This is a genomic window from Streptomyces sp. SAI-170 (genome assembly GCF_049739565.1).
In the GTDB taxonomy this organism is placed as follows: domain Bacteria; phylum Actinomycetota; class Actinomycetes; order Streptomycetales; family Streptomycetaceae; genus Streptomyces.
The window spans coordinates 3,029,632-3,041,915 of the sequence record NZ_JBMGQD010000001.1; the positions used below are offsets into that span (position 1 = coordinate 3,029,632).

Sequence of the window (12,284 nt, forward strand, 5' to 3'; positions counted from 1 at the left end):
TCCTCAGTTCGGGTTGGTGTCGATGACGGCCGTGCGCTCTGCCTTGGTCGTGCCGCGCAGGGCCTTGCGCAGGGCGCCGACGACGTCCTCGGGGAGGATGCCGCGCTTTCCGGTGGCCGTCTGGATCTCCACGCCCTCGAAGGTGCTGCCGTAGGCCTCCTTGAGGGCGTCCAGGTCGTAGGTGTCGACGAGCTTTCCGTCGATGGCCTTGACGCCGAGGATCTTGGGCAGGGAGAGCGAGCCGAAGTCGATGCTGTGCGCGTCGTCGACCTTGACCGTGACGCGGTCGGACATCGCGGGCTCCGCGAACTCCTTCATCATCCGGTCGACCTCGGCGTTGCTGATCGTCGGCTGCCGGGTCGTGGTGGGGACCCGCACCGGCGTGGTCGCACCGGACTCGACCTGGGTGCGGAAGGCGTCCTCGACGGCCTGGCCGGCCTGGTCGACGGCGATGCCCTTGCCCGGCTTGCCGTAGACCGCGACCGCCTTGCCGGACGCGAAGCTGATCGTGCCCTCGGTCACCGAGCCGGAGCCGCCCGCGGCCGTGGACAGGGCCGAGTGCAGCTTCTCCTCGTCGACCGGCATGACCGGCTCCACGACCCGCTCGTTGCCGAAGAGCGAGCCGATCACCGAGACCGGGTTGTAGTCGCTGGTCGCGGCCTCGCGGACGGTGGCCTGGGTGTCGAACTGCAGACCCGCCTGGTCCGGCTTCAGCGCGACGGTGTCGTCGCCGACGGTGAGCTTGAGCGGGTTGTCGACGCGGTCGCCGAAGGCCTCGTCGAGCTTCTTGACGGCGTCGTCGCGCGTGCCGCCGCCGATGTCCACGCCGAGCACCGTGGTGCCCTTGGGCACGTCGGAGTGGTTCATCAGCAGGCCGGCGCCGTACGCCCCCGCGGCGATCACGATCACGCCGCTGCCGAGCAGCACCAGCTTGTTGCGGCCCTTCTTCTTGGCGCCCTTGCCGCGGGCCGGCGCCGCCGCGGGCACGTTCTGCTGCACCGGCTCGGGCAGCTTCGGCGGGGCGTGGTGCAGGGGGCCGTCGGTGCCGGGGCCGGCGAAGTCGTGCGCGTCCTGCGGGACGACCGGGATGCCACTGGTGACGGTGTGGCCGGAGACGTTGTCCGCGGGGCTCGCGAAACCGCCGGGCGGCTCGGGGGCCGGCTTCTGCGGGGTGAGGATCGCGGTGTCGTCGCTCATGCCGCCGCCCGGGTAGGGGGCGCCGCCCGGCGCGGTCGGGGCGTGGGGGGACGACTGGGTCGGGCGGGGGGCACCGGGGGCGCCGGGCACGCGGTGGGTGGCAGGGGTGCCGCCGGGGCCGCCGAAGGGGCCAGGGCCTGCCGGGCCGTTGCCGGGGCCGCCGCCCTGGCCGGGGGCGCCCGCGACCGGCGGGACGGCCGGGCCGTCGCCGGTGACCGGGCCGGTGGTGGGGCCCGCGGGGCCCTGGGGACCGCCGCGGCCGCCTCGGCCGTCGGGACCGTTGAAGCCGTTCGGGCCGCCCGGGCCCGCGGGGCCCTGGCCGGCGGCGGGGTGGTCGGGGCCGCCGTAGCCGGGGCGGGCGCCCTGCGGGGCCTGTCCGTCCTGGGCGTCGGAGAAGTACGGCAGGTCGTCGCGGCGCGGCTCGTCGGCGCCCGGGCGGGTGCCGCCGCCCAGCGGGCCGGCCGCCAGCGCCTCGGTGACGTCGAAGGAACCGGTGCCGCCGCCGTGGCCGGGAGCCACGGGGCCGCCGGTCGCGCCGGGCAGACCGGCACCGTTGGTGCCACCGGGGCGGGAGCCGCCGGGCATGTTCATCGAGCCGACCACACCACCGGGACGGCCCGCGCCGGGACGCGGCCCGCCGGGGGCGGGAGCGGCACCGGGGCGCGCGCCACCGGGGGCGGCAGCAGGACCCGTGGAGGGCGCGCCCGAAGTGCCGGGCGCCGGGGCGCCGTTGCCGGAGCCTCCGGTCGGACCGGCCTTGCCCGCACCGGACTTGCGCGGGGCGAACCACTCGCTCGTCCTCGCCTCCGTACCGCCCTGCGCGGGCTCGGCGGGAGCCTCGGCGGCGGGCGCGGCCGGTGCGGCGGGCGCCTCGGGCTCTGCGGGGGTGTCGCCGGCCTCGCTGTCACCGACGGGCTTGCGCACCACGACCGGCGGGATGGGCCGGGACCCGGGGATGTTGATCCGGATCCGGGTGGTCAGCGTGGTCTCGGTCTTGCGTTCCTCGGGCGCGGGCGAACGGCCCGCACCCGCGCCCCCGTCGGCGACCACAGGGGTGCCGTACGGCGGCGTGCCCGAGGGGTATGCGGCTCCGCCGCGCCCGTTGGGCCCGGAGGACGGACTGTCAGTTTCACGACTCAAGGCAGGTTCTCCCGGTTGGCTCCGCCGCCCGTTGCGACCTCACTCTGCTTGGGGGTCCCCCCGGCCCGAGTGAAAGTCGAGCGCTGGGGGAGGCTCGGCGGCGCGCACCACCATACTGGCCGCTTGTGGCGCGTATCCCACGACCGCTGTGGAAACCCACACGGGACTCCCACGCCCGCGTGACGGCGAAGTGGTACGTCACTTCCCAAGTCGGACGGCGGGGCCGTCCGGTTGCCGTCCCTGCGCAAGCGTGGCGCACATCACAGCGACGGCCATGCCGCCGAGCAGGAAAAGATACGAGCCCGCGCCCGCCGCGAACACGAAGTCGCCTTCCGGGCGGCTGGCGGTGAGCAGGACCACGGCGACCATCCAGCCGGCGGCGCCCGCCACGGCCCCGCCGCGCCCGCCGGTGGCCCGGGCCGCGCCCAGGAACAGCCCGGCCGCGCCGAGCAGCGCGAGCAGCAGGCCGCCCGGGAACCAGCCGGACTGCACCAGCGCCCCGGCCGCGCCGACGACCGCGCCGAGCACGAGAAGCAGCACGTACACGGCGATCCGCGCGGCGGAGGGCGCGCGCAGCGGCTGCGCGAGCATCGAGGGACGGTCGTTCACGGTGCCTCTCCGATTCCGGCGAACAGGTCGCGGTCGTCGCCCTCGGCGCGCTCACCGCGCACCAACTCGTAGTACTCGTCGGCGAACAGCGGCTGGGCGAGCCCGTTGGAGAGCGCGAAGTACGGCTCCGCGACCTCGATCTGCGTCGCGTGCGCGCGCATCGCCGCGGCCTTCGCGGCGACGTGGGCGGGGGCGCCGTGGACGCGGGTGGTGATCCGGTCGTCCTCCACGACACCGGGTACGTCGGCGACGACCGCGCTCTTGTCGAACGGCAGCCCGGCGAGGTCGTCCTGGAGCCGCGCGAAGGCCTCGTCGGCGACGGTCCGCGGGACACGGTTCCAGTACACGCGCTCGACGGGCACGCCTTCTGCGTCGGCCAGCTCGACGGCTCGCATCGCGACGCGGTGGGCCTGGATGTGGTCGGGGTGGCCGTAGCCGCCGTTCGGGTCGTACGTGACCATCACCTGCGGCCGCACCTCCCGGATCACCTCCAGCAGATGTCCCGCGGCCTCGTCCACGTCGGCCCCCCAGAAGGCACCGGGCAGCTCGTTGTCGGCCAGGCCCATCATCCCGGAGTCCCGGTACCGTCCGGCCCCGCCGAGCTGCCGGAAGTCGGACACTCCGAGCGCCTCCATGGCAGCCCCGAGCTCCCGCCGCCGGTACTCCCCCAGCGCGTCCCCGCTCAGGTGCGCCAACTCCGCCGGGATGACCTCCCCCAGCTCCCCCAGCGTGCAGGTCACCAGGGTCACCCCGGCCCCGTCCGCGGCGTACTTGGCCATCGTGACGCCGTTGTTGATCGACTCGTCGTCCGGGTGCGCGTGCACCAGCAGCAGATGCCGGGCAGGGAGGTGGGTCATGGGGTAAGGGTACGAGGTGGGGGGCCGCGGCCGAGGCAGCGGACCTCGGGGCAGCGCGCTGCCCCCCGCCCGGCCCGGCTCAGAAGCTGATGCTGCCGACCATGTCGGCGATGTTGGTCGTCAGTTCGTTGATCGTGGGTGACAGGGTCGAGGAGGCGAGGTAGAAGCCCAGGAGCATGCAGACGACAGCATGTCCGGCCTTCAGTCCCGACTTCTTGATCAGGATGAAGACGATGATCGCCAGCAGCACCACCGCCGAAATCGAGAGTGCCACGGCGGTTCACCTCCACTCAGATCCACTCGGAGCACATTGACCGGGAAGCCGTACATCCGTACAGCCGTAAATCCATACCGGAGCCAGCAGGTTCATACCCACGTAGCGTTAGTGATCATAGCTATCCGTGCGCGCGCATAGTTGGGCGCACGGATGCGCAAGGGAGCGCATGGCCAATCATCGGCGTCGTCGCCCATAGGGTCGGCTCATGACGATCGAGCCTGCTGACTCCTTCCCCCGCCGGCACGCCCGGACCCAGCGGTTCACGCTCGGCGCGCCGCGTTCGTTCACGGTCGCGCCGGACGGTTCGCGTGTCGCGTTCCTGCGGTCGGCCTCCGGCACGGACCGGGCCAACTCCCTGTGGGTGCTGGACCTGGCCGAGGGTCCGGCCGGCGGCCGGGAGCGGGTGGCCGCCGACCCTCGCGCCCTGCTCGGCGACAGCCGGGAGCAGCTGTCCCCGCAGGAGCGGGCGCGGCGTGAGCGCAGCCGGGAGGGCGGGGCCGGGATCGTCGGGTACGCCACCGACAGGGCCGTGGAGTTGGCGTCCTTCGCGCTGTCCGGCCGGCTCTTCGCGGCCGAGCTGCGGGCCGGGACCACCCGGGAACTGCCCGTGCCGGGGCCGGTGATCGATCCGCGGCCCTCTCCGGACGGGCGTCTCGTCGCCTATGTCCACTCCGGTGGGCTGCGGGTGGTCGGGGCCGAGGGGCAGGACGACCGGGTGCTGGCGGCGGCGGAGTCGGACGGCGTGTCGTACGGGCTCGCGGAGTTCATCGCGGCCGAGGAGATGGGGCGTTCGCGGGGGTTCTGGTGGTCGCCGGAGTCGGATCGGCTGCTGGTCGCGCGGGTGGACGACACGCCGGTGCGGCGGTGGTGGATCTCGGATCCGGCGCAGCCGGAACGTGACCCACAACACGTCCCTTATCCGGCTGCCGGGACGGCGAACGCGGACGTGCGGCTGTACGTGTTCGGGCTCGACGGGGTGCGGACCGAAGTCGTCTGGGACCGGGCGCGGTACCCGTATCTCGCGCATGTGCACTGGTCAGGGGCGGGTGCACCGCTGATTCTGGTGCAGGCGCGGGACCAGCGCAGCCAGCTGTATCTGGCCGTGGACCCGGACACCGGCGCGACCCGGATGGTGCACGCGGACGAGGACCCGATTTGGCTTGATCTTTTCGCCGGGGTGCCCTGCTGGTCGCCCTCCGGGCAGCTCGTGCGGATCGCGGACGAGGGCGGCGCGCGGGTGCTGGCGGTCGGGGAACGGCCGCTGACCGGGGCGCAGTTGCATGTGCGGGCGGTGCTCGACGTGGGGGACCACGATGTCCTGGTCTCCGCCTCCGCGGGGGCCGGCGCCGCCGAGCCCGAGGTCGGTGAGGTGCACGTCTACCGGGTCAACGAGCTCGGTGTGGAGCGCCTGTCGGAGGAGCCCGGCGTGCACGCGGCGGTGCGCGCCGGGGGCGTGACGGTGCTGGTGTCGGCTACCCCCGACCGGCCCGGGTCCCGGGTGCGGGTGCTGCGGGACGGGAAACCGGCCGCGACTGTCCTGTCGTACGCCGAAGATCCTGGTTTGTCCCCGCGCATGCTGCTGACCGAGGGGGGCGCACGACGCATCCCGTGCGCCCTGCTTATGCCTACGGACTACGACGGAGTCACTCCCCTGCCGGTGCTGCTCGACCCCTACGGGGGTCCGCACGGGCCGCGGGTGGTCGCGGCGCACAACGCGCATCTGACCTCGCAGTGGTTCGCCGAGCAGGGGTTCGCCGTTCTCGTCGCCGACGGACGTGGCACGCCCGGGCGGTCGCCCGCCTGGGAGAAGAGCGTCCAGCACGCCTTCACCACCTCCCTCGACGACCAGATCGACGCGCTTCAGGACCTCGCCCGCTCGCATCCGCTGGATCTGTCGCGGGTGGCCGTCCGGGGCTGGTCGTACGGCGGTTGGCTCGCGGCGCTGGCGGTGCTGCGGCGGCCGGACGTGTTCCACGCGGGGATCGCCGGGGCGCCGGTGACGGACTGGCGGCTGTACGACACGCACTACACCGAGCGGTACTTGGGCGACCCGGCCGCCAACCCCGAGGTGTACGCGCTGAATTCACTGGTCACCGACGAGGGGCTGTCCGCCCCCGCGGAGCCGCACCGGCCGCTGATGATCGTGCACGGACTCGCCGACGACAACGTGGTCTTCGCGCACGCCCTGCGGCTGTCCTCGGCCCTGCTGGCCGCCGGCCGCCCGCACGAGGTGCTGCCGCTGTCCGGCGTGACCCACATGACCCCGCAGGAACAGGTCGCCGAGAACCTGCTCCTGTTCCAGGTCGACTTCCTCAAGCGGTCCCTGGGACTCGCCTGACCGCACGGCGGCGGGCCGGGACGACATGGTGCATCCCGGCCCGCTTACGGCACCCGCACGGCCGTACGCTGTTCAGCCTCGCGCGTCCGTATATCGGAACAGGGTCGGCCGAGTTGCGCCCGTGTTACTCCGGCGCCGGCTGTTCCGGGTGTTCCGGCGGCACCACCTGCTTCTCCTCCGCGAACAGGCACGCCGAGTCATGCGCGCCCGGTCCGCCGGCGGGGGCCAGGTGGGGTGGTACGGCCAGCAGGGGGACCTCCTCGGCGCAGCGCGGGCGGGCCTTGAAGCAGCGGGTGCGGAAGCGGCAGCCGGAGGGGATGTTCGTCGGGGACGGGACGTCTCCGGTGAGGATGATGCGCTCGCGGTGCTCCCGGGCCTCCGGGTCGGGCACCGGCACCGCCGACAACAGGGCCTGTGTGTAGGGGTGGGTGGGGTGGTCGTAGATCTCGGCGTCCCTGCCGAGCTCGACGATCCGGCCGAGGTACATCACCCCGACCCGGTCGGAGATGTGCCGGACGATCGACAGGTCGTGGGCGATGAAGACGTAGGAGAGGTCGAACTCGGCCTGGAGGCGGTCCAGGAGGTTGATGACCTGGGCCTGGACGGAGACGTCCAGCGCCGACACCGGCTCGTCCGCCACGATCACCTCGGGGCGCAGCGCCAGGCCCCGGGCGATGCCGATGCGCTGGCGCTGCCCGCCGGAGAACTGGTGGGGGTAGCGGTTGATGTACTCGGGGTTGAGGCCGACCACGTCCAGGAGGTCCTGGACGTGTCGGCGGCGATCCCCCTTGGGGGCCACCTCGGGGTGGATCTCGTAGGGCTCCCCGATGATGTCGCCCACGGTCATACGGGGGTTGAGGGAGGTGTACGGGTCCTGGAAGACCATCTGGATGTTGCGGCGGACGGCTCTGAGGGCCCTGCCGGACAGCTTGGTGATGTCCTCGCCCTTGTAGCGGATCTCCCCCGCGGTCGGCCTCTCCAGGTTGACCAGCAGCTTGGCGACCGTGGACTTGCCGCAGCCGGACTCGCCGACGATGCCGAGGGTCTCGCCGCGGTGGAGGGTGAAGTCCACTCCGTCGACGGCCTTGACCGCGCCGATCTGCTTCTTGAAGAGGATGCCCTGGGTGAGCGGGTAGTGCTTGACCAGTCCGCGCACCTCGATGATCGGCTCGGTCAGTGAGGCCTCAGCCATCGATGCACTCCCTCCAGAAGTGGCAGGCGCTGCGCCGGTCCTCGTCGACCTCGTAGAGGGGTGGTACGTCGGTGCGGCAGACGTCCCTGGCCATCGGGCAGCGGGGGTGGAAGGCGCAGCCCGGGGGGATGTGGAGGAGGTTCGGCGGCAGGCCCTTGATGGCGTAGAGCTCCTGGCCCTTCTGGTCCAGGCGCGGGATGGAGTCGAGCAGGCCCCGCGTGTAGGGGTGCGCGGGGTTCTTGTAGATGCCGTGGACGGGGGCCGTCTCCACGATGCGGCCCGCGTACATCACCGCGATGCGGTCGGCCACGTCGGCGACGACGCCGAGGTCGTGGGTGATGAGGATGAGGCCCATCCGCAGTTCGCGCTGGAGTTCCGCGAGCAGGTCCATGACCTGGGCCTGGACCGTCACGTCGAGGGCTGTCGTCGGTTCGTCGGCGATGATCAGGGCCGGTTCGAGGGCCAGCGCCATGGCGATCATGATGCGCTGGCGCATGCCGCCGGAGAACTGGTGGGGGTACTGGCGGACCCGTTCCTTGGCGGCGGGGATACGGACGCGGTCCATCAGCTCGACGGCCTTGGCGCGGGCGTCCTTCTTCGACATGCCCTGGTGGACGACGAACATCTCGCCTAGCTGGTCGCCGACGGACAGCACGGGGTTCAGCGAGGACAGCGCGTCCTGGAAGATCATCGCCATCTCGGCGCCGCGGACCTTGCGCCGCTCCTCCTCCTTGAGCTTGAGCAGGTCCTTGCCCTGGAAGAGGATCTCACCGCCGGTGATCTTCCCGGGCGGCATGTCGAGGATGCCCATGACGGCCTGGGCGGTCACCGACTTGCCCGAGCCGGACTCGCCGAGCACGGCGAGGGTCTCGCCGGCGTCGACGGCGTAGCTGACGCCGTTGACGGCCTTGGCGATGCCGTCGCGGGTCTTGAACTGCACGTGCAGATCGCGCACTTCGAGCAGCATGGGGCCGTCACCTCAGCTTCGGGTCGAGGGCGTCGCGCACCGCGTCGCCGAGCATGATGAAGGCCAGGACGGTGACGGCGAGCGCGCCGGAGGGCCACAGCAGCGCGTGCGGGGCGTTGCGGACGTACGGGGAGGCGGCGGAGATGTCGATGCCCCAGGAGACGCTGGGCGGCTTCAGGCCGACGCCGAGGTAGGACAGGGTGGCCTCCAGCGCGATGTAGGTGCCGAGCGCGATGGTGGCGACGACGATGACCGGGGCGACGGCGTTGGGCGTGATGTGCCGCAGCAGCATGCGCGAGTTGGACGCGCCCAGCGCGCGGGCCGCCTGGACGTAGTCGTTCTGTTTGGCGGTGATGACGGAGCCGCGGGCGATGCGGGAGATCTGCGGCCAGCCGAGCAGCACCATGAACCCGATGACCGGCCAGACGGTGTTGCTGGTGACCACGGACAGCAGCACCAGGCCGCCGAGGATGACGGGGATGGCGAAGAAGACGTCGGTGATGCGGGACAGGATCGCGTCCCAGACGCCGCCGAAGAACCCGGCGAGCCCGCCGAGCACCGAGCCGAGGAGCGCGACCCCGAGCGTGGCGCACACACCGACGGTGACGGACGTACGGGCGCCGTAGACGGTGCGCGTGTACACGTCGCAGCCCTGTCCGTCGAAGCCGAAGGGGTGGCCGGACTGGGAGCCCTGCTGGGCCTTGGCGAGGTCGCACTTCAGGGGGCTCTCGGAGGCGATGAGCGAGGGCCACAGGGAGATGAAGACCAGGAACAGGATGACCAGGCCGGAGATGATGAAGACGGGGTTTCGGCGCAGGTCGTGCCAGGCGTCGGACCACAGGCTGCGGGGTTTGCCGGTGGGGCCGGTGCCCTGCGGTCCGCCCGGGGTCTTCTCCAAGGTCTCTCCCTCGCTGGTGGCGAGGTCCATGGCGCCACCCATGCCGGCGGAGGAGATGGCTCCCTCGGGCTCGAACGGCTCAGGCATAGCGGATCCTCGGGTCGAGTACGGCGTACAGGAGGTCGACGAGCAGGTTGGCGACCAGGAAGACCAGGACGAGGACGGTCACGAACCCGACGACGGTCTGGGTGTTCTGCCGGACGATGCCCTGGTAGAGCTGGTAGCCGACGCCGTGGATGTTGAAGATCCGCTCGGTGACGATGGCGCCGCCCATCAGGGCGCCGACGTCGGCGCCGATGAAGGTGACCACGGGGATGAGGGAGTTGCGCAGCAGGTGCCGGGAGATGACCCGGCGCCTCGGCAGGCCCTTGGCGATGGCGGTGCGGACGTAGTCGGAGCGCCGGTTCTCCGCGATGGAGGTGCGGGTCAGGCGGGTGACGTACGCCAGGGAGACCGAGGCCAGGACGAGGCCGGGCAGGATCAGCTCGTCGAAGGGCGCGCCCGAGGAGACGGACGGGCGGATCCAGCCCCACTCGACGCCGAGCAGCAGCTGGAGCAGCAGGCCGGTGACGAAGGTGGGGACGGAGATGACGACGAGGGTGGCGATCAGGACGGCCGTGTCGACGGGCCGCCCCCGGCGCAGTCCGGTGACCACGCCGAGGGTGATGCCGATGACGATCTCGAAGAGGATCGCGACGATCGTGAGCCGGATGGTGACGGGGAAGGCCGTCGACATCAGCTCGGTGACCTCCTGGCCGTTGAAGGCGGTGCCGAAGTCGCCGGTGAAGACGTTCCCCATGTAGGTCAGGTATTGCTGCCACACGGGCTTGTCGAGGCCGAACTCATGACGGAGCTGTGCGGCGGTCGCCGGGTCGCACTGCCGGTCGCCGCACAGGCCCGCGATGGGGTCGCCCATCACGTTGACCATGAGGAAGATCAGCAGGGTGGACCCGATGAACACCGGGATCATCTGCAGCAGTCGGCGGACGACGTACCGCCCCATGGCGCGCTCAGCCCACCTTGATCTCGTTGTAGACGGGGACGCTGAACGGGTTCAGCGCCACATTGGAGAGCCGGTCGGACCAGCCCGCGCTGCCGTTCTGGTACCACAGCGGGATCGCGGCCATCTCGTCGCGGACGACCTCCTCGGCCTGCTGGAAGGTCTCGACGGCCTTGGCGATGTCGGTCTCGGCGTTGGCCTTGTCGACGAGGTCGTCGAACTTCGGGCTGGACCATTTGCCGTCGTTGGAGGGGGCGTTGGTGTAGTACAGCGGCTGAAGGAAGTTCTGGATGAGCGGGTAGTCCATCTGCCAGCCCGCCCGGAACGGGCCGTGGAGCTTCTGGGTGGAGGCCTGGCTGCGGAAGTCGGCGAAGGTGCCGATGGGGTTGCCGACGCAGGCCTTCTCGTTGTCGAGGGCGTTGTTGATGGAGTTGCACACGGCGTCCACCCACAGCTTGTGGGAGCCGGTGTCCGCGTTGTACGTGATCTTGACCTGGCCGCCGGGGAGGCCGCCGCCCTCCTTGATCAGCTTCTTGGCCTCGTCGGCGTCGTACTCGCACCACTCACCGCACAGGCCCTCCTTGAAGCCGCCCTCCACGCCGAGGACGGGCGAGGTCCAGTCGGTGGCGGGGGTGCGGGTGTTCTGGAAGATCGTCTTGGTGATCTGGTCGCGGTCGATGGCGCGGGACAGGCCCTTGCGGATCTTGTCGCCGCCCGGCTTGTTCCAGTTCTTGTCGTAGAACGGGAAGGCGAGCGTCTGGATGATGCCCGCCGGGGTGTTGAGGTAGCGGTCGCCGAGGTCGGCCTTGACGTTGGTCAGCTGGGCGGCGGGCACGTCGTCGACGAGGTCGAGGTTGCCGGCCATCAGGTCGGTGTAGGCGGTGTTGTTGTCGGTGTACACCTTGAGGGTGACGCCGCCGTTCTGCGCGCCGTCCGGGCCCGGGTAGGCGTCCCACGTCTTCAGCCGCATCTCGGAGCCCTTGGTGTACGACTCCACGGTGTAGGGGCCGTTGCCGACGGGCTTGGACAGCCAGGCGGAGTGGTTGTCGAAGAAGGCGCGGGGCAGGGGGTTGAAGGCCGTGTAGCCGAGGGTGTCGGGGAAGCTCGAGAACTTTTGGGTGAGCTTGACGGTGAAGGTCTTCGGATTGACGACCTTCAGGCCGGACATGGTCTCGGCGGTCTGCTTGCCCTTGTCCGGGTGGACCTTGTCGTAACCCTCGATGTAGCCGAAGAAGTACGCGTTCTTCTGGTTGTTCTTCAGACTCGCGCCGTAGTTCCAGGCGTCCACGAAGGACTGGGCGGTGACCTTCTCGCCGTTGGAGAACGTCCAGTCCTTGATGGTGATGGTGAAGTTCTGCGAGTCCTTCGTGTCGATCTTCGCGGCGACCATGTCCTTGGCCTCGCCGGTCTTGGGGTCGTAGCGCTTGAGACCCCGGAAGACCATGTCCATCACCTTGCCGCCCTGCACCTCATTGGTGTTGGCCGGCTCCAGCGGGTTCTGCGGGTCGGTCCAGGAGGAGGAGAGCACCGCGCCGCTGTCGGCTTCGCCACCGCCGCCGCCCCCGTCGTCGCCGCCTCCGCAGGCCGTCGCCGCGAGGACTACCGCCGTCGCGCATGCGGCCCATTTGGCGTGCGTGGCTCCGCGCATGGAGTGCCTCCTCGTGAATGCGCAGTGATGCGCTGTCGTGCCCTGTGCCGCCAGCGCCGCGGCGCTGACCCGTCATCGGCCAATATCGGGGCATTCGGTGCACACCGCACACGCACGGGGCCCTTTGGGCGACGCGTGCGTCCTGATGGGCGTACACCCCA

General features: G+C 71.2%; 10 protein-coding genes. 1 reads left to right on the plus strand and 9 read right to left on the minus strand.

Going from position 1 to position 12,284, the window contains the following annotated elements:
• Positions 1-3 precede the first annotated feature (3 nt).
• From RKD23_RS13355 to RKD23_RS13370, 4 genes are all read right to left on the minus strand, one after another.
• On the minus strand, positions 4-2,337 hold the full coding sequence (locus tag RKD23_RS13355; RefSeq protein WP_424853877.1) for a hypothetical protein: 2,334 nt from the start codon (positions 2,335-2,337) through the stop codon (positions 4-6).
• Between the two features lie 198 nt (positions 2,338-2,535).
• Positions 2,536-2,946, minus strand: coding sequence for a DUF6113 family protein (locus RKD23_RS13360; protein WP_424853878.1), 411 nt, complete (start codon positions 2,944-2,946; stop codon positions 2,536-2,538).
• On the minus strand, positions 2,943-3,803 hold the full coding sequence (gene mshB, locus RKD23_RS13365) for an N-acetyl-1-D-myo-inositol-2-amino-2-deoxy-alpha-D-glucopyranoside deacetylase (protein ID WP_424853879.1): 861 nt from the start codon (positions 3,801-3,803) through the stop codon (positions 2,943-2,945). The genes RKD23_RS13360 and mshB overlap by 4 nt, the downstream gene beginning before the upstream one ends.
• 79 nt (positions 3,804-3,882) lie before the next feature.
• Complete coding sequence (locus tag RKD23_RS13370) at positions 3,883-4,077, minus strand: hypothetical protein (RefSeq protein ID WP_399645409.1); 195 nt, start codon at positions 4,075-4,077, stop codon at positions 3,883-3,885.
• 208 nt (positions 4,078-4,285) lie between these two features.
• On the opposite strand from RKD23_RS13370, the gene RKD23_RS13375 reads away from it, so the two are divergent.
• On the plus strand, positions 4,286-6,418 hold the full coding sequence (locus RKD23_RS13375; protein WP_424853880.1) for a prolyl oligopeptidase family serine peptidase: 2,133 nt from the start codon (positions 4,286-4,288) through the stop codon (positions 6,416-6,418).
• Positions 6,419-6,542: 124 nt separating this feature from the next.
• On the opposite strand, the gene RKD23_RS13380 is transcribed toward RKD23_RS13375, so the two are convergent.
• Genes RKD23_RS13380 through RKD23_RS13400 form a run of 5 tightly spaced genes read right to left on the minus strand, consistent with a single transcriptional unit; the run spans position 6,543 to position 12,123 of the window.
• Positions 6,543-7,610: an ABC transporter ATP-binding protein gene (locus RKD23_RS13380; protein ID WP_424853881.1), complete on the minus strand. Its 1,068-nt coding sequence runs from the start codon at positions 7,608-7,610 to the stop codon at positions 6,543-6,545.
• Positions 7,603-8,577, minus strand: a complete 975-nt coding sequence (locus RKD23_RS13385) for an ABC transporter ATP-binding protein (RefSeq protein ID WP_404042438.1) — start codon at positions 8,575-8,577, stop codon at positions 7,603-7,605. Before RKD23_RS13385 ends, RKD23_RS13380 begins: the two co-directional genes overlap by 8 nt.
• A gap of 7 nt (positions 8,578-8,584) precedes the next feature.
• Positions 8,585-9,562, minus strand: a complete 978-nt coding sequence (locus RKD23_RS13390; protein WP_424853882.1) for an ABC transporter permease — start codon at positions 9,560-9,562, stop codon at positions 8,585-8,587.
• Positions 9,555-10,478, minus strand: a complete 924-nt coding sequence (locus RKD23_RS13395; RefSeq protein WP_404042440.1) for an ABC transporter permease — start codon at positions 10,476-10,478, stop codon at positions 9,555-9,557. The genes RKD23_RS13390 and RKD23_RS13395 overlap by 8 nt, the downstream gene beginning before the upstream one ends.
• A gap of 7 nt (positions 10,479-10,485) precedes the next feature.
• Positions 10,486-12,123 (minus strand): peptide ABC transporter substrate-binding protein, encoded by a 1,638-nt coding sequence (locus tag RKD23_RS13400; protein WP_424853883.1) that lies wholly within the window; start codon positions 12,121-12,123, stop codon positions 10,486-10,488.
• Between the last annotated feature and the right edge of the window lie 161 nt (positions 12,124-12,284).

Excerpts from the sequence above, each read along its gene's own strand:
- mshB (WP_424853879.1), bottom strand. The coding sequence starts at position 3,803 with ATGACCCACCTCCCTGCCCGGCATCTGCTGCTGGTGCACGCGCACCCG.
- RKD23_RS13375 (WP_424853880.1), top strand. The coding sequence starts at position 4,286 with ATGACGATCGAGCCTGCTGACTCCTTCCCCCGCCGGCACGCCCGGACC.
- RKD23_RS13380 (WP_424853881.1), bottom strand. The coding sequence starts at position 7,610 with ATGGCTGAGGCCTCACTGACCGAGCCGATCATCGAGGTGCGCGGACTG.
- RKD23_RS13385 (WP_404042438.1), bottom strand. The coding sequence starts at position 8,577 with ATGCTGCTCGAAGTGCGCGATCTGCACGTGCAGTTCAAGACCCGCGAC.
- RKD23_RS13390 (WP_424853882.1), bottom strand. The coding sequence starts at position 9,562 with ATGCCTGAGCCGTTCGAGCCCGAGGGAGCCATCTCCTCCGCCGGCATG.
- RKD23_RS13395 (WP_404042440.1), bottom strand. The coding sequence starts at position 10,478 with ATGGGGCGGTACGTCGTCCGCCGACTGCTGCAGATGATCCCGGTGTTC.
- RKD23_RS13400 (WP_424853883.1), bottom strand. The coding sequence starts at position 12,123 with ATGCGCGGAGCCACGCACGCCAAATGGGCCGCATGCGCGACGGCGGTA.